General features: G+C 63.1%; 14 protein-coding genes, 4 tRNA genes and 1 pseudogene. 15 read left to right on the top strand and 4 right to left on the bottom strand.

The annotated features are described in order from the left end of the window. Positions 1 to 204: 204 nt before the first annotated feature. From rph to H7687_RS20340, 14 genes are all read left to right on the top strand, one after another. Positions 205 to 924, top strand: a complete 720-nt coding sequence (gene rph / locus H7687_RS20275; protein ID WP_183350828.1) for a ribonuclease PH — start codon at positions 205 to 207, stop codon at positions 922 to 924. Beyond that, positions 921 to 1511 (top strand): XTP/dITP diphosphatase, encoded by a 591-nt coding sequence (locus H7687_RS20280; RefSeq protein WP_183350830.1) that lies wholly within the window; start codon positions 921 to 923, stop codon positions 1509 to 1511. Before rph ends, H7687_RS20280 begins: the two co-directional genes overlap by 4 nt. A 191-nt stretch (positions 1512 to 1702) precedes the next feature. After that, a tRNA-Pro gene (locus H7687_RS20285) sits at positions 1703 to 1780 on the top strand. 22 nt (positions 1781 to 1802) lie between these two features. Next, positions 1803 to 1879 (top strand) — tRNA-Arg (locus H7687_RS20290). Between the two features lie 12 nt (positions 1880 to 1891). Next, a tRNA-His gene (locus tag H7687_RS20295) sits at positions 1892 to 1967 on the top strand. Positions 1968 to 2024: 57 nt separating this feature from the next. Further along, positions 2025 to 2109: transfer RNA gene (locus H7687_RS20300), tRNA-Leu, on the top strand. A gap of 410 nt (positions 2110 to 2519) precedes the next feature. Beyond that, on the top strand, positions 2520 to 3983 hold the full coding sequence (locus H7687_RS20305) for an AlkA N-terminal domain-containing protein (RefSeq protein ID WP_183350832.1): 1464 nt from the start codon (positions 2520 to 2522) through the stop codon (positions 3981 to 3983). 26 nt (positions 3984 to 4009) lie between these two features. Beyond that, the gene (locus H7687_RS20310; protein ID WP_183350834.1) at positions 4010 to 4549 is read left to right on the top strand and encodes a methylated-DNA--[protein]-cysteine S-methyltransferase; all 540 of its coding nucleotides are present in this window, start codon (positions 4010 to 4012) and stop codon (positions 4547 to 4549) included. A gap of 185 nt (positions 4550 to 4734) precedes the next feature. Continuing rightward, positions 4735 to 5025, top strand: a complete 291-nt coding sequence (locus H7687_RS20315) for a hypothetical protein (RefSeq protein WP_183350836.1) — start codon at positions 4735 to 4737, stop codon at positions 5023 to 5025. Beyond that, positions 5022 to 5753: a FlgO family outer membrane protein gene (locus tag H7687_RS20320; protein WP_183350838.1), complete on the top strand. Its 732-nt coding sequence runs from the start codon at positions 5022 to 5024 to the stop codon at positions 5751 to 5753. Before H7687_RS20315 ends, H7687_RS20320 begins: the two co-directional genes overlap by 4 nt. After that, positions 5750 to 6367: a FlgO family outer membrane protein gene (locus H7687_RS20325; protein WP_183350840.1), complete on the top strand. Its 618-nt coding sequence runs from the start codon at positions 5750 to 5752 to the stop codon at positions 6365 to 6367. The genes H7687_RS20320 and H7687_RS20325 overlap by 4 nt, the downstream gene beginning before the upstream one ends. 237 nt (positions 6368 to 6604) lie before the next feature. Continuing rightward, positions 6605 to 7990 carry a sigma-54-dependent transcriptional regulator gene (locus tag H7687_RS20330; protein WP_183350842.1) on the top strand — a complete coding sequence of 462 codons (1386 nt, stop codon included), beginning with the start codon at positions 6605 to 6607 and terminating at the stop codon, positions 7988 to 7990. Between the two features lie 427 nt (positions 7991 to 8417). Then, entirely contained in the window at positions 8418 to 10049 is a 1632-nt protein-coding gene (locus H7687_RS20335) for a methyl-accepting chemotaxis protein (protein WP_183350844.1), read from the top strand. Between the two features lie 132 nt (positions 10050 to 10181). Then, positions 10182 to 12821, top strand: coding sequence for a PAS domain-containing hybrid sensor histidine kinase/response regulator (locus H7687_RS20340; protein ID WP_183350847.1), 2640 nt, complete (start codon positions 10182 to 10184; stop codon positions 12819 to 12821). Positions 12822 to 13158: 337 nt separating this feature from the next. Here H7687_RS20340 and H7687_RS20345 read toward each other — a convergent pair whose 3' ends face one another. The 3 genes from H7687_RS20345 to H7687_RS20355 all read right to left on the bottom strand — a co-directional run bounded on the left by H7687_RS20345 (position 13159) and on the right by H7687_RS20355 (position 15894). Continuing rightward, positions 13159 to 13752 (bottom strand): YceI family protein, encoded by a 594-nt coding sequence (locus H7687_RS20345; RefSeq protein ID WP_183350849.1) that lies wholly within the window; start codon positions 13750 to 13752, stop codon positions 13159 to 13161. Between the two features lie 116 nt (positions 13753 to 13868). Further along, a complete protein-coding gene (locus tag H7687_RS20350; RefSeq protein ID WP_183350851.1) occupies positions 13869 to 14306 on the bottom strand; it encodes a MarR family winged helix-turn-helix transcriptional regulator in 438 nt (145 codons plus the stop codon). Positions 14307 to 14685: 379 nt separating this feature from the next. Further along, a complete protein-coding gene (locus H7687_RS20355) occupies positions 14686 to 15894 on the bottom strand; it encodes a hypothetical protein (protein WP_183350853.1) in 1209 nt (402 codons plus the stop codon). Between the two features lie 163 nt (positions 15895 to 16057). On the opposite strand from H7687_RS20355, the gene H7687_RS20360 reads away from it, so the two are divergent. Continuing rightward, complete coding sequence (locus H7687_RS20360; RefSeq protein WP_183350855.1) at positions 16058 to 16921, top strand: Clp1/GlmU family protein; 864 nt, start codon at positions 16058 to 16060, stop codon at positions 16919 to 16921. 40 nt (positions 16922 to 16961) lie between these two features. Here the strand turns inward: H7687_RS20360 and H7687_RS20365 are convergent. Next, positions 16962 to 17065, bottom strand: a pseudogene (locus H7687_RS20365) (IS110 family transposase); the annotation flags it as partial.

Below are 17065 nucleotides of genomic sequence, written 5' to 3' on the forward strand. Positions count from 1 at the left end.
AACCATTGGCCACGGAGAACGTCTGAGAACTTCGGAGAAAACCTTAGAACCTCTCACACGGAGAAAATCTGAGGACATCTGAGAAAACCTTTTACAGCAGTTGATGGTGAACAAAGGAAATTTAGCCGCCGGGAAAGGGCGGCTTGAGGGGAAGCAGCATAACGAACGTTGAACCTTGAACGTTGAACCGGTTTTGGAGAGAGCATGACACGCACAAACGGCCGCGCGGCCGACGCACTGAGAGATGTGAAGATCACCCGCAACTACCTCAAACACGCCGAAGGCTCGGTCCTGATCGAGTTCGGCGACACCAAGGTCATCTGCAACGCGACCGTCGAGGCGAAGGTGCCCTCGTTCCTGAAAGGGAAGGGGACCGGCTGGGTGACCGCCGAGTACTGCATGCTGCCGCGCGCAACCCACACCCGCAACCAGCGCGAGTCCTCGAAGGGGAAACTCTCGGGACGCACCCACGAGATCCAGCGCCTGATCGGCAGATCGCTGCGCGCGGTGGTGGACATGGAGAAGCTGGGTGAGCGCTCCATCCTCATCGACTGCGACGTGATCCAGGCCGACGGCGGCACCCGCACCGCTTCCATCACCGGCGCCTACGTGGCGCTGGCCGACGCGCTGCAGACCCTGGTGGACAACGGGGAGCTGGCGGAGAGCCCGCTGCGCGAGGCGGTGGCCGCGGTCAGCGTGGGCATCATCGACGGCACCCCGTTCCTCGACCTCGACTACCCGGAGGACTCCAACGCCGAGGTGGACATGAACTTCGTGATGACCTCGTCGATGCGCTTCGTCGAGGTGCAGGGGACCGCCGAGGCGGAGCCGTTCACCATCGAGCAGATGGACGCCATGCGCAGCCACGCCATGCTCGGGCTCTCCCGGCTCTTCGAACTGCAGCGGGAGGCGCTTCAGGCATGAAAGAACTCCTGGTGGCATCGGGCAACAAGGGGAAGCTGAAGGAGTTTGCCGAACTGTTGCGCGGGGTGGTGGAGACCATCCTGTCTCCCGCCGATTTCCCGGAACTCCCGGACGTGGTCGAGGACGGCGACACCTTCGAGGCCAACGCCATTAAGAAGGCGCTCTCGGCGGCCAGGTTCACCGGCAAGCCCGTGCTGGCCGACGATTCCGGGCTCTGCGTCGACTATCTCGGCGGGCGTCCAGGCGTCTTCTCGGCGCGCTTTGCCGGCGAGCATGCCAGCGACGCCGACAACAACGCGCTGCTTTTAAAGGAGCTCTCCGGCGTGCCGCGCGAGCAGCGCATCGGGGCCTTTCACTGCGTCATCGCGCTCTGCCTCCCGGACGGGACCTGCCAGACCTTCGACGGCATGCTGGCCGGCGAGATCCTGGAGACGCCGCGCGGCGACGGTGGCTTCGGGTACGATCCGTTGTTCATGGTGCCGGAGTACGGGCAGACCTTCTCCGAGCTCCCCATGGAGGTGAAGAACGCCATCAGCCACCGCGGGCGGGCCATGCAGATGCTCAAAGAGGCATTGTCCTCACGCTAAGACGCCGAGACGCAAAGAAAGAACAGAAAACCGCAACCGTCTAACAGGGATAAAGGGGATAAAGGGGATGGGTAAACCTTTCTGAGATGTTATCCCTTTCATCCCCTTCATCCCTGTTAATTGCGGTTCTGTTTACGGAAAAAATATCTTGCACGGCCGGAAACCCTGTGCTATAAACGTGCTTCTTGGATCGGGGTGTAGCGCAGCCTGGCTAGCGCACCTGCCTTGGGAGCAGGGGGCCGGAGGTTCGAATCCTCTCACCCCGACCACTCATTGCAGGGCTTTACTTCTGCGCCTGTAGCTCAGCTGGATAGAGCAACGGCCTTCTAAGCCGTAGGTCAGAGGTTCGAACCCTCTCAGGCGTGCCACAATTGAATATGGTGGGTATGGTGAAGCGGTTAACACAAACGACTGTGACTCGTTCATACGTGGGTTCGAATCCCACTACCCACCCCAACCTATAAAGACAACCCCGTTTAAAAGCGGGGTTTGTTGTTTCAGCTGTTCGATTTTGCGAGAGTGGCGGAATTGGCAGACGCACCAGACTTAGGATCTGGCACCGCAAGGTATAGGGGTTCAAGTCCCCTCTCTCGCACCAGTACTTCGAATAAAGCCTCTATCTGGATCACAGATAGAGGCTTTTTCTATTTGGATCAGGCATCTATCTGCTGCTGGCAAAAATCAAATCCCCCTGTCCCCCTTTTACAAGGCTGTGTTAGGGATCCGTGTTGGTATTCCCATTGATCTCGTTCCCAAGGTCCGCCTTGGGAACGCAAACTTCTCCGAAGCTCCAACTTCCCTCGGATGCAAAGCTGGAGCTTTGCGCCATGTGGGGTTCCCAAGCCGGAGCTTGGGAACCAGGAAAACGTTCCGTTCAAAAGGCCGCTCCGGTATCGGACGGCTTTTTGCGTTGTCTGTATCATTTCTTCCCCCTATTTGCATGCATGTCCGAAAATAGCCGGTTTTTTGGGAGAGGATGTTGTATCTTGCTCAAAAGAGGTGAGGCATATGTCGAGGGATGAAGAACGGATATGGTACGCGGCACTGAAGGCGAAGGACGCCCGCTTCGACGGGCACTTTTTCGTGGGGGTCTCCTCCACGGGAATCTACTGCCGCCCGATATGCCGGGCGAAACTCCCCAAACCGGAAAACTGCACCTTCTACACTACGGCTGCTGCGGCGGAACAGGCGGGCTTCCGGCCCTGCCTTTTGTGCCGGCCGGAACGCGCCCCGGGGACAGCGCCGGTCGATGCCTCCGCCGTCCTGGTCCATCGGGCCAAGGTCTTGCTGGAGGAGAACTGCGGCAGCGGATTGAGTATCGAAGAGATCGCCGGCCATCTCGGCTGCACGGACCGCCACATGCGCCGCGTCTTTTCGGCTGCCTACCACGTCACCCCGGTTCAATATCTGCAGACCTGCCGCTTGCTGCTCGCCAAGAGCCTCCTTGCCGACACCGACCTTTCGGTGCTCGACGTGGCGATGGCGGCCGGTTTCGGCAGCCTGCGGCGCTTCAATGACCTCTTCAAGAACAAGTACCGGCTGGCGCCTACCGCCTTGCGCCGGCAGTCGCCCCGCACGCAAAGCCGGGACAACGCCATCGTCCTGGCGCTGGGGTATCGCCCGCCTTACCAGTGGCGCCAGATGCTGGACTTTCTCGCCCAGCGCGCCATTCCCGGCGTGGAGACGATAATCGACGGCCAATACCTGCGCACCGTGCATCTCGTCAGCGCAGAGAAGCAACCTGCATATGGCTGGGTACGGGTAGGGCACCGGCCGGAAAACGACGTGCTGACGGTGACGGTGGACCCGGCCCTTTTGCCGGTACTGACCCAGGTGCTGGCCCGGATCCGGCACCTCTTCGATCTGTTCTGCGATCCGCATGCGGTGTATGAGGTTCTTGGTGCCATGAACGCCATCCGCCCCGGCCTCTGTACCCTGGGAACGCGCCTACCCGGTTGTTTCGATCCTTTCGAGATGGCGGTGCGGGCCGTGCTGGGGCAGCAAATTACCGTGAAGGCGGCCCGCACTCTGGCCGCACGGCTCGTAGCAGCCCATGGCACTCCCGTTGCGACCGGCATCGAGGGGCTCAGCCACGTTTTCCCATCACCTGAGCAGATCGTCGCCCTGGACGGGCCCATCGACGGGCATCTCGGCCCGCTGGGCATCACCGGCGCCCGGGCGCGCACCATTTTGGAGCTGGCCCGGGCCGTGGTGCGGGAAGAGATAGATTTCAAGTTCGGAGCCGAACCGGAAACGGAGCTGAAGAAGCTGCTGGCCGTTCCCGGCATCGGGCCGTGGACGGCGCAGTACGTCGCGATGCGAGCCATGGGATGGCCCGATGCCTTCCCCGATACGGATTTCGGGGTGAAAAAGGCGTTGGCTCCGCGCACCTTGAAGGAAATATCGGCGTTGGCCGAGACGTGGCGCCCCTGGCGTAGTTACGCGACGGTCAATTTATGGAACTCACTGTAAGCACCGGCCCGGTGCACGAGGTAACTATGATGTACTCGACAGATTATGCGTCCCCCTTGGGAAGGATCATGCTCGCGAGCGACGGCGGCAATCTCGTCGGTTTGTGGCTGGAGGGGCAGAAATATTTTGCGGCGACCGTGCAGGAAGAGACGGAGGAGAGACCGGATCTGCCGGCGCTTGTTGCGGCGCGACAGTGGCTGGACCGGTATTTCAGGGGGGAACGGCCGGCCATCGCCGACTTGCCTTTGGCACCCAAAGGCGGGGCATTCCGCAGGGGGGTCTGGGACATCCTGTGCGGGATCCCGTACGGCGAAGTCATCACCTATGGTGACATCGCGAAAAAGATGGCGGCCCAGACCGGCAAGGCGAGCATGTCCGCGCAGGCCGTCGGCGGGGCCGTGGGCCACAACCCGATCTCCATCGTGATTCCCTGTCACCGCGTGGTGGGGACCAATGGCAGCCTGACCGGTTATGCGGCAGGCGTCGACAAAAAGATAAAACTCCTGGAGCACGAGGGGGTCGACCTGTCGCGGTTGCGGAGGCCCGGGCAGGGGACGGCTCTTTGAGCGGTGGGGCGATGCGGGGTGGCGCCTCCCACATTGGACGAAGATTTTACCGAAGTAAACAATCTGACTTCGTGGTCAATAGTGGGAGAAGATTTCCGTTTTCCTGACTTAAGTATGAAGTAGCCGTCCCGATGAGTGAACATGTTGTTGAAAGCGTTGGTTAAATAACATGATCAGGAGGGACAATGAAACGATTGGTCTTTTTATTGTTGCTGTCCAGCACGGTGACGGGCTGTGTCACAACCACTCCCGTAGTAATCAATGACGGTGTCAGGAGTCGCGCCTTTATTCCCTGCACTACCGACTCGCTGTGCTTTCGCGACGGGTACAACGTGACCTGGGACAACTGGTGCCCCAACATCAACCGGGACTACCCGGTCTCCTACCGGCTGAAGCAGTTCGAGTACATGTCCAACCGCGTGGAGTACATCCTGCTGCCGCGCACCGAGATCGGACGCGAGGGAGGTGACCTGTGAGACACCACGTAAAGGCTTTGGCACTGCTCGCCATCGGGCTCTGTTCGGCATGCGCCAACTCGGCCGCCATGGGCCCCGCTTCCCAGCACAGGGATGCCGACAGCTACCAGAAAAAGACCATCGAGTCCAACCAGCGCTACATCGTCGACGAGCCGCTGCAGGTCCAGGACAGCCTCACCCAGGTGGGCAAATTCAACGCCCGGATGATCTTCATGACCGACCAGCTGGAGCGAAACGCCGACAGGAAGAGCCTGGAAAACACCTTTATCGTCACCAGCTTCGTCAATCTCGACAACCTCAACGAGACCACCTCCTTCGGCAGGCTGGTTGCCGAGGACGTGATCCACGAGTTGCAGGTGCGCAAGTGGAAGGTCTACGAGGTAAGGCTTGCCAAGGACACCACCGTCAACGAGCACGGCGAGTTTTCCTTAAGCCGCGACATACAGAAGATCCGTGCCCTGTACAAGATCGGCGGCGTGGTCACCGGGACCTATTCCGTTGCCGACAACCATCTCATCGTCAACGCGAGGGTGATGGACATCGGCACCGGGCTGGTGATCTCCTCGGGGCAGGTCCATCTCCCCAGGAACAACTACATCGACAGCCTGCTTTTCCGCGAGGACAGGCTGAGCACCATGAAGATCGTCGGTGATACCCCCTACAGCTGCCGGGACATCCCGACCTGCTGGGGCGGCCAGAGTACGGCAGGGGAGGGGATCCGTAAATGAGTCCTGTGCGCCTTATGCTCCTGGCCCTCATCGCCGCTTCCCTCCTGTCGGGGTGCGCGGGGACCCTGCCCATCACGGTGGGGGGGGACTGTCACAACAAGACCCTGCCCATGCTGCTCGACGCCACCGACATGAAGACGCTGTTCCACGACATGGCCCTGGAACTGTGCACCGACAAGTGCGCCGACCGCCAAAGCTGCGCGCCCGCCTCCTGCAAGGAGGAGACCGGGGGGAGGGCGACGGTCATGGTGACCGACTTTGCCGACCTGCAGAGCCTGGTCCCCAGCCAGTCCGGCATGCTCATGGGGGAACTGATGCGGGGCGGGCTGAACTCGGTGTGCTGCTACAAGATCGTGCAGGCGGAGTTCGCCAAGTACTTCAAGCTGTCCGAGAACGGCCTGGTGGTGCTGACGCGCAGGGCCACCGAGGTGAAGAAAAACGAGTACCAGCAGCCCGAGGCGGTGGTGGGGACCTACACCTACCTGAGCAACAACAAGGTGCTCATCTTTGCCCGCAAGATGGACACCGAGACCGGCACCATCTCGAAGATGGTGACCCGGGAGCTCACCTACTCCTGCGGCGGCAGTTCCGTTATCAACTACACCGTCAAGTAACCGGGGCACCCAGATTGAACCAGACCGGCACGGCAACAGCGGCATAGGACGGTGACGGAACCGCTCTCTGCGGATTCAATAAGGCTTACCTCTAACGGGGTAAGCCTTATTCGTGGTTGTCGGCGGTGGGAAACCTCGACCGTCCGCCTTGCCCGCGGGCCCCTTACCCCGATCGGTTCAAGCTCTTCCCGCTGCTGCCGATAAGAGGGTGAACCTCAACCACGCGGAGCCCATCACATGCCTCACACCACCACCATCCTCGCCGTCGACGACGAGCCGGTATTCCGCTTCCTGCTGGAGCGCCAGCTGCGCGAGATCGGCTACAACGTACTCACCGCGGCCGACGGGCTGCAGGCACTGGAGATCCTCGAAGGGCAGACGGTGGACCTGGTGCTCTCCGACCTGGTCATGCCTCGCATGGACGGGCTGCAGCTGATCGGCTCGGTGCAGAAGCTCTACCCCTCCATTCCCATCATCGTGATCACGGCGCACGGCAGCGTGGAGAGCGCGGTGGAGGCGATGCGGCGCGGCGCCTACGACTACCTGGAGAAGCCCTACGACCCGGAGGACCTGCGCATCACCATCCGGCGCGCCCTCGACTACCAGCACGTGGTCCAGGAGAACGAGCAGATCAAGGGGCTTTTGAGCGAGCGCTACACCTTCCAGAGCGTCGTGACGGTCAACCCCGCCATGAAGCAGGTGCTGGAACTGGCCTCGCGGGTCGCCGCTGCGCGCCAGACCACGGTGGCGATCTACGGCGAGAGCGGTTCGGGCAAGGAGGTGCTGGCGCGCGCGATCCACTTCGCCGGCAACGGGCTCCCCGCCGAGTTCGTCGCGGTGAACTGCGCCGCCATTCCCGAGCACCTGATGGAGAGCGAGCTCTTCGGGCACGTGCGCGGCGCCTTCACCGGCGCCGACCGCGACCGGGAAGGTAAGTTCAGCCTGGCGCGGAAGGGGACCATCCTTCTGGACGAGATCGGGGACATGCCGCTTCCCCTGCAGGCCAAGCTGCTGCGCGTGCTCCAGGAGCGGGTCTTCGAGAAGATCGGCAGCAACACCCCCATCCCGGTCACCTGCCGGGTCATCGTCGCCACCAACCGCAGCCTGGCCGACCTGGTCGCGGCGGGGCGTTTCCGCGAGGACCTCTACCACCGGGTCAACGTCTTCCCCCTGACCATCCCGCCGCTTTCGCAGAGAAAGGACGACATCCCGATCCTGTGCGGCCACATCCTGGAGCAGCTGCGCCAGCACCTGGGCAAGCCGCTGCCGGGGATCTCGCAGCAGGCCCTGGACCTGATGCTGGAGTACCGCTGGCCCGGCAACGTGCGCGAGCTGCGCAACTGCCTGGAGCGGGCCGCCATCCTCACCGACAACGAACTGATCCGTCCCGGCCACCTGGGGCTTGCCGGCGCCGCGCCGGAGGCGGTGCCGGAGGCAGGCGACGGCGCCGGTGCCGGCGACGCCAGCCGCGTCAGCTATCACCTCGCGCTTCCCGTCGAGGAGCTTTCCCTCGACGCCCTGAACGAGCAGATCCTGGGCATCACGCTGGAGCGCTGCAGCGGCAACAAGTCCAAGGCGTCGCAACTGCTCAAGGTGAACCGCAAGGCCTTTTACCGTTCCTGACCCGCCTCGACCCGCGGCAGAAGGGACAGGCTCCGTCAGGTGCCTGTCCCTTTGGCGGTACGCTTCTTTCAGCTTGGTCCCCCAAAACAAGACCAAGGGGACAGGCACCTGGCGGAGCCAGTCCCCTCCCCCGGTACGCTCCTTTCAGCTTGGCCACCAACAACCAAGACGACGAGGACAAACCCTTGGCGGTGTCCCCCCCCCTTGTCCCGCTGGCGCACACACTGTCCCGCCGGGGGACAACCGGTCAATCGCCGCTTCGACGCAAGGTGCCGGAATTGCAGTGTTTGCAGTTTTGGCACCGGCTATGCTCATACAAGATACAAGGTGGCCCCAACTGTCCCGCACAGGACAGGGCGACGGCACCGGCCACCACAACCTCCCCGCGGGAGGCTGCCGCCACTACTTCAGGTACGGGAGACACGACATGAAAACGATCAGAGATCTTAAAGTCGGGATCAAACTCGCAGCAGGCTTTGCCTGCGTGGCCATCATAGCCTCGGTCATCGGGTACATCGGCATCAGGGCTACCAACAACCTCAACCGGGAAGGGAAAAGGACCTATGAAACAGTGACGGTTCCCCTGGGTGAGATGGCGGGCATGTCGGTCTCCTTCCAGAGGGTCCGCATCAACGTGCGCGACGCGGTGGAGGCGACCGACCCGACGCTGCGCCAGCGCTACGTGGACACGGTCACGTCGCTGCGTCAGAACATCTCCGATCGTGCCGCACGCTATGACAAAACGATCACCAACGACGAGGAACGCGGCCTGTTCCGCGACTTCGTGCAGGCGAGGTCGGCATACCTGGGGTACGTGGAAAGGATACTGGCGATGGACCAGGCGGGACAGGAGGCCCAGGCCAGGGAGCTCTTGCACGGACCCGGCAAAGAGGCGGCCCTGAAGCAGCAGGAGTTGCTGGACAAGCTGATGGCGCTGAAGGAGCGCCAGGCGAAGGAGACCGCCCGTAACAATGAACTCGCTGCCGCGTCGGCGGCCCGGTTCATCGCTGCTTTCCTGGCGCTGGGGTTGCTGCTCGCGCTGGTGCTGGGCGTGGTAATCGCGAGACTGATCACCCGCCCGCTGGACAAGGCGGTGCAGGCGGCCAACCGCCTGGCCGAGGGTGACCTGACCGTCGAGGTGGTGGTGGATTCCAAGGACGAGACCGGCCAGTTGCAGGCGGCCATGGGGCACATGGTGCAGAGCCTGCGGGTCCTGGTGTCCCAGACCGTGCAGATATCCAGCAGCATCGCTTCCGCTTCGACCCAGTTGCAGGGGACCTCCGCCCAGATCGCCACCGGTGCCGAGGAAGTCGCTTCCCAGACCGGGACCGTGGCCACCGGCAGCGAGGAAATGGCGGCCACCAGCGCTGACATCGCCCGCAATTGCGTCCTGGCCGCCGAGGCGTCGCGTCAGTCTACCGACTCCGCCAACCAGGGAGCCAAGGTGGTGCAGGAAACCATCGTCGGCATGGAAGAGATCGCCGGCCGCGTGCGCAGTACCTCGAAGACCGTGGAGGCGCTCGGGCATCGTTCCGAGGAGATCGGCGACATCGTCGGCACCATCGAGGACATCGCCGACCAGACCAACCTCCTGGCCTTGAACGCCGCCATCGAAGCGGCCCGGGCCGGCGAACAGGGGCGCGGCTTCGCGGTGGTGGCCGACGAGGTGCGGGCACTGGCCGAGCGGACCAGCAAGGCGACCAAGGAGATCGGCGCCATGATCAAGGCGATCCAGGGCGAGACCCGCGAGGCGGTGCGCGCCATGGACGAGGGGGTGCAGGAGGCCGAGAAGGGTGCCGCTTCGTCGCAGCGCTCCGGCCAGGCGCTGGCAGATATCCTCAAGTGCATCAGCGAAGTGTCGCTGCAGGTGAGCCAGATCGCCACCGCCGCTGAAGAACAGACCGCAACCACCACCGAGGTCACCTCCAACATCCAGCAGATCACCGACGTGGTGCAGCACACCGCCCGCGGCGCCGAGGAAACCGCCATGGCCGCGGCGCAGCTGGCCCAGCAGGCGGACGAGCTGCAGACGCTGGTGGCGCGCTTCAGGGTCGCCTAAGCTGTGGCTGCAGGAATCCGGAACCGGCACATTGCACTCAAGGATGAGGCGGTCCCCCCCGAAGAAGGTAATACGTCCCCCGCATCGGCGCGACGGCGACCGAGACCGGTTCAAACATACAGAGGTGGCGTCATGAACGCGGAACGCAGCCTGAAAATAACCATAGTAAGCACGCTGGCACTGGTGATCCTCCAGGGAGCACTCACCTGCCTTTTCCTGGACAACCTGAGGGGAGGGATCGGCGCCCTCGACCTGAGGCAGTCCGCCCTGCTGCTCATCGCCGTCGCCTGCACCGTCTTCGGGTGGTTCCTGGCCTGGCTGTACATGGCCCGGCGCAACGAGCCGGAGGCCGGGGAGGGCGCGCCGCACGCTGCGCTGCTCCTGCAATCAGTCGAGGAGGGGGTGGTCTCGGTGGACGGCGCCGGGTGCGTCACCTTCGCCAACGAGGCGGCGCACGAACTGCTCGGGTACCGGGAGGGGGACCTGGTGGGGCGGGACCTGCGCGAGGTGATGCACCACGGCAAAACTCCCGTTTGCACCCGCTGCGGCAAGGAAAGCTGCCTGCTGAACCCTGGATTCGTCGGCGGCACCCGTCAGCGCACCCGCAACGAACTGCTCTGGCGCAAAGACGGCAGTTCCTTCAGCGCCGACTTCAGTTGCAGCTCCCTGGCCGGAGACAGCCGCCCCGGCTCCGTGCTCACCTTCCGCGACGTCAGCGCGCGTCGCGAGGTCGAAGAACGGCTGCGCCTGCAGGGTGCGGCCCTGGAGGCGGCGATGAACAGCATCATCATCGCCAACAGGCAGGAGAGAATCATCTGGGTGAACCAGGCACTGTGCCGGATCCTGGGGTGCGCCCCGGAGCAGTTGCTCGGCAAGGACCCGCAGTCCCTGTTCGCCGACGCCGACCGGGAACTGCTGGCCGAGCTCGCCGAGAGCCTGGAGGCGAAGCGCCCGTGGCAGGGGGAACTGACGGGACGCCGCGGCGACGGGACGGTGCTGGACCAGGAGGTGACGGTTACGCCGGTTTTGGACGATGCCGGCGGGGTGGCCGACTACATCTGGATCATGCTCGACATCTCGCAGCGCAAGCGCACCGAGGCGGCGCTCCAGGAAAGCACCCGCATGCAGGAGGAGGCCAACCGGCAATTGGTGAGGACCGTGCAGCGCGCCAACGAGCTGGCGGTGAAGTCGGCCCGCGCCTCCGCCGCCAAGAGCGAGTTTCTGGCCAACATGAGCCACGAGATACGCACCCCCATGAACGCCATCGTCGGGGCGGGACATCTGCTGCAGGAAACCGAGCTTTCCCCGCGCCAGGGCGAGTACCTGCAGACGCTGATGGTCTCGGCGGACCTCCTGTTGGGGATCATCAACGACGTGCTGGACTTCTCCAAGATCGAGGCGGGCAAGCTCATGATCGACCGCATCACCTTTTCGCTGCAGGACGTGGTGGCCGAACTGCTGGCGGTCTACGCGCCCAGGGCGCGCCAGCAGGGGGTCGATCTGCGCGTCGAACTGGACTCGCAGATCCCGGACCTGCTCACCGGCGACCCGATGCGCCTGGCCCAGATCCTCAACAACCTCTTGAGCAACGCCCTCAAGTTCACCCGCCACGGCAGCGTGCAACTCGCGGTGAAACTGGCGCGCAAGGATACCGGCTCGGCGGAGTTGATCTTCGCGGTGCGGGACTCCGGCATCGGCATCCTGGCCGAGGACCAGGCCCAGCTGTTCCAGGCCTTCACCCAGCTGGACGGCTCGCTCACCCGCAGTCACGGCGGGACCGGCCTGGGGCTCGCCATCTGCAAGCGTCTCACCACCATGATGAAGGGCGAAATCTGGTGCGAGAGCATCCCGGGGCTCGGGAGCACCTTCTCGTTCTGGCTTCCCTTCGGCGTCGCCGCCGCCGACAGCAGGGTGGAGCGGAAGAAGGAAGCCGGCTTCACCCGGTTTAGGCAACAGCGGGTACTGCTGGTCGAGGACAACCCCTTCAACCAGAAGGTGGCGCTGGCCCTCCTGGAGCGGGGTGGGCTGCAGGTGACGGTCGCCTGCAACGGCGACGAGGCGGTTGACCTGGTGCGGGCCAGGGAGTTCGACCTGGTCCTGATGGACGTCCGGATGCCGGGCAAGGACGGGCTGACCGCGGCCCGGGAGATCCGGGCGCTGGGCAAAGCGGGGGGCGAGTCCCTCCCGATCCTGGCGGTTTCGGCCAACGCCATGGACCAGGACGTGGCCGCGAGCCTCGCGGCGGGGATGAACGGGCACATCGCCAAGCCGTTCACCCCGGAGTCCCTCTACGGCGCCATCGCGGTGTGGCTGGGCGACCAGGGGCGCGCGCCAGCGGGCGGGCAGGAACAGGTCGAGGAGCGGTCCCCGGTGGCCAGGATCGACTTCGAGACCGGCGTGCGCCAGACCGGCGGCGACCGCAAGCTCTACCGCGACCTGTTGAAGCAGTTCGAGCGCGAGTACCAGGACCAGGGGGCGGCCATCGAGCGCGAGATACGGGCCGGCAACAAGGAGGAGGCGTCGCGGCTCGCCCATTCGGTGAAGGGGATCGCCGGAGTGTTGGCGGCGCAGCCGTTGCACGGCGCCGCGCAGCGGCTGGAGACGGCCTTGAAAGGGGAGGGGGACGTGACCCGCGTGCTCTCCGATTTCCGGGACGAACTGCAAACGACCATAGCATGCCTGCAGGCCGAAGGGTGGCAGAACCTTACCAGCAGCACCCCGCGCCAGCAGGCAGAAGCGGCCGGGAATGCCCCCTCCCGGGCCCAGGGGTAAAGGTGCCTCAACTGCTCTTCCTTCCCCCTCCCCTTGCGGGAGGGGGCTAGGGGGTGGGGGAAGGTGCCATCATTGCTGCACCTTGCGGCTTCACCCACCCCCCGACCCCCTCCCGTCAAGGGAGGGGGAGATGACAAAAGCGCCTGTTCCAATCAAGGAACAGGCGCTTTCTGTTTTATCCCAACAATCGATGATCTTCCGATCACCCTCTCCCTCCGGGAGAGGGAGCCCAGCGGGCGGGTGAGGGCTCTGCCGGCTACGTCAATTTGCCCGGGGGCATCGCCCTTACCCTAGCCCTCTCCCGGAAGGAGAGGGGACTGGTACTGCCGCCGCGGTGTTACTTGGCCTTGATCATCTCGATCTCGAGGTTGATGTCGACATCCTCGCCCACCGCGACGCCGCCGGTTTCCAGTGCGGCGTTATAGACCAGGCCGAAGTCCTTGCGGTTGATCTTGGTGCTGGCGGTAACGCCGCTTCTGTAGTTACCCCACGGGTCCTTGCTCTCCTTGGCGGGGCCTTCCACGTTCAGCACCACTTCCTTGGTGACGCCGTGCAGGGTCAGGTCACCGGTCACCTTGAGCTTGCCTTTGCCGGCTTTCGCCACCTTTTTGGACGTGAAGGTCATGGTCGGGTACTTGGCGGCGTCGAAGAAGTCGGCGCTTCTTAGGTGCTCGTCACGCTTGGCCACGTTGGTGTTGACCGATGCGGTGTCGATGGTGACGGAAACCTTGGACTTGGTGATGTCCTTGTCGTTGATCTCCACGGTCCCCTTGTGCTTCTCGAAGTTCCCTTTCACGTTGGAAACCATGAGGTGCCGGACCTTGAACCCGACGCTGGAATGGTCGGGGTCGATGTTCCAGGTGGAGGCGGAGGCGAGTGCGGGAAGGGCGAGGGCTGCTACTGCGGCTATGGTTGCGATGGTTTTTTTCATGGTGCTTCTCCTTTTCTGATCCGTGTAGATTTGGTTTTAGTTGTTATCTTTTTAACTGTGGTCTTTTGATGTTAAACTATTAGGTCAAAAAAAAGCTGCTGTTATCTCTCCGTCCGCTATCCCTCCCGTAAGCCGAGTTTCTTGCACAGTTTGCCCAAGGTCTGCTGTTCTTCATCGGTCAGCACCCCCATCTCCGCGATAATGGCCGCTTCCACCTCGGCGAAGGTGGCTACGATCAGTTCGCGTCCCTTCCCGGTGAGGAGCACGGTGCAGTAGCGGCGGTCCTCCAGGGAGCGCTCGCGCTGGACCAACCCCTGCTTCTCCAGGTTGTCGATGACCAGGGTGATGTTGCCGGTACTTTTCAGTATCTTGGATGCCACGTCGCGCTGGCACATGGGGCCCTTGTGCAGCAGGGCCTCGAGCACGCCGAATTGGCTGATGGTGAGGCCGGCGTCGGACATTTTGCGCCCCACCCGTGCCGTCACCGATTCGGTGCCGCGCATCAGCTTGGTGTAGGTGTTCAGCGCGAGTTTCGATTTGGCGTCCTGTTTCATGATCTGCCTCTCCGTTAGTCGATGATGTAAAGCTACAACTGAAACGATTAAATGTCAAACTATTTTTTGGGTGCATCTCACCAAGGCAATCCGCCCCCCTTGCAAGGGGGGGAGCACTGGTTCACGTTCAACGTTTTACGGCAGCATGTTTCACACTTCCCCGGAGCAGGGGACTGGCTCCGCCAGGTGCCTGTCCCCTTAGTGCTTGGCGAGCCGACTGAGCTGAAATAAGCGTTCCGCGAGAGGGACTGGCACCTGCCGGAGCCAGTCCCTTCTGCTTTTTGCGAAGGGGAGACAGAGGGGATTTGCCTTTGGTTGTGAATGAAAAGGCCGCTTCCTTGTGCGGAAGCGGCCCTGGTGACGGCGAGACGAGATGCGGCTATTTCTTCTGCCGCAGCTCCTTGACCGGATGCTGACCGGCGAGCTCCAGCCGGTAGTCGTGGCCGTTCTTCTTCTGGTTCATCTTGATGATCTCCTCGGTGGGGGATCCCTTCTGGTTCAGTATCTCCTGGACCTGCGCGTAGCGCGGGTTTTCCGGGAGCTGGTCCGGCGGGCCGATCTCGGTCTCACAGGCGTTGAAGTCGACCTGGGTGGCGATAATCTCGCGCACGTAGTCGACCTGGGACTTGAACTGCAGCGGTGCCGGGAAGGTCTGCGGCAGCACCGCGTTCACGTCGATGCCCATCTTCTCGGCCACCTTGGAGAGGTTTTGCAGGTGGGTGAGCTCCATGCCGAGGTGCAGCTCCCAGATCGGCTTCACCTGGCGGTCCTGCTCCTCCTGCAGGAAGGACCAGTACAGCCAGCACTCGTTGTACTCGTGCAGCAGCGCGTTTTCCATCCACGAGCACTCGGGGTCGAGCAGGGCGCCGTACTGCGTCACGTGCTGCTCCTCGATCATGCCGATCTCCTGGTAGAGGCCGCGACCGATCTGGTCCTGCAGGGTGTTGCCCAGGTTCATGTAGAAGTTCATGGTCTGCTGCTCGCCGGCCAGCAGGGTCAGCACGTAGAGCTTGGTGAGCGGATCGGCCTGCATCCGGTTCATCGGCTTTCTCAGGTCGTCATACGGGTGGCGGTGCTCCTTGATGGTGGGGCGGCCCGGGGTGATTTCGGTCAGCTTGCCGACCAGCTTCTCCGCCTTGATCCCCTGGGTCATCTCCAGCAGGTTCGCGTAGCGGTACAGGTGGTCGAAGTCCTCGAGGAGCCCGAAGTCAAAGACCTGCTTCACGTACTGGTCCGGGACGTTGGCGGCCAGAAATGCGGTGAGGTCGACGGCGACCTGCTCGTAGCCGATGGTGGTCTCCAGGGGGGTCTCGTCGCCCGGGGAGAGCCAGTTGATCACCTTTTGCTGTTGCTGTTCCACCCGGCGGGTCAACGCCAGTTGCTTTTTCAGTTCCATGTCGGGACAGTTGCGGTGGAACTGGTGCGAGAAAATGGCCCCCTCCACCTCAACGCCGTTCATGAGGATGATGCGGGCCTTGGTGTAGGGATGCACCTCGTTCTTGTCGTACGGTTTCACGTTCAATTCCTGCCAGTTGCGCAACTGTTTCTCCACGGGGATGCCGCGTTCCTTGAAGGGGTTGACGCTCACGTTGTACCTCCTTTGGTTAGAGTCCACCAATTGTACAGAGGGGGTCTCGGACGTCAACCCCGCCTGCCGGGGCAGGAGGCGGAGGCACGGGGACAGGCGCTGCTTGCCATCTTCCTTTTTTAATGGAAGAATACCCGGTGGTGTTCTAACGAAAAGAGCAGTCATGGAGCAGGTCATGGTGATCCCGGATCCTTCCTGGAATGAACTTCTGGATCGGTTGCGCGCCCTCAAGGGGGCCGCCCTCTTCCTCGGGCGCAGCGACTCCGGGAAAAGCACGCTGGTGCGTTACCTGACCAGGGGGCTGGCGGCGGAGAGGCGGACGGTGGCCTTGGTGGATGCCGACGTGGGGCAGGCCTTCCTGGGGCTCCCCGGTTGCGTGAGCCGCAGCACCTTTGCCGCCCCGGTCCCCGAGGAAGTGAGGCTTCCCTGGCAGCACCTCTCTTTCCTCGGTTCGGTGTCACCGGCCCCGGTCCTCATGCTCCTGGCGGGGGAGACCGGGAAGATGGTGCTCGCCAGCCGGCAGGAGGCGCCGGTCACCCTCATCGATACCACCGGGCTCGTCTGCGGCCCCTTGGGGGTCGCCTTGAAACTGGCCAAGATCCGGGCCTGCCGGCCGGAACTGGTGGTCGCCATCAGTGCCGGCTCCGAGCTCGATCCTATCATCACCGCCATGCCCGAGACGGAACTGTTGCGGCTGAGCCCCTCGCCGAATGTGTGGCGCCGCGCGACGACGGTCCGCACCCGGCACCGCTACAACAAGCTGGAGGCCTACCTGCGCGGGGCGCGGGAAACGCTGCTCGCCACGCGCCGCCTGGTCTTTTTGCATCGCGGCGCGCCGGTGCATCCGCTTTTCGACATGCCCGAGGCGGGGACGGTGGTCGGGCTGAATCACCAGGGCGAGACGCGCGGCTTGGGCGTGGTCACCGAGGCGCACGCCGATGCGCTGACGGTCTCGACGCCGCTTCGCTCGCTAAGGGGGATCGACAGGGTCATCGTGGGGGACATAAGCTACAAGCCGTTGCTTTAAAACCAAAACCTGTATTAACGCAAAGCAACCGTGTTCTCTGTCAAGCAAAAGCGTGGCTATCGCTCCAAGGCTGGTTATCTCTGAGCATTGCATTCAGTATGACCAGGAGCTTTCGCATCGTAGCGGTTATAGCCACCTTGTGCA

The sequence above is a fragment of the Geomonas paludis genome (assembly GCF_014193585.1).
GTDB classification, from domain to species: domain Bacteria; phylum Desulfobacterota; class Desulfuromonadia; order Geobacterales; family Geobacteraceae; genus Geomonas; species Geomonas paludis.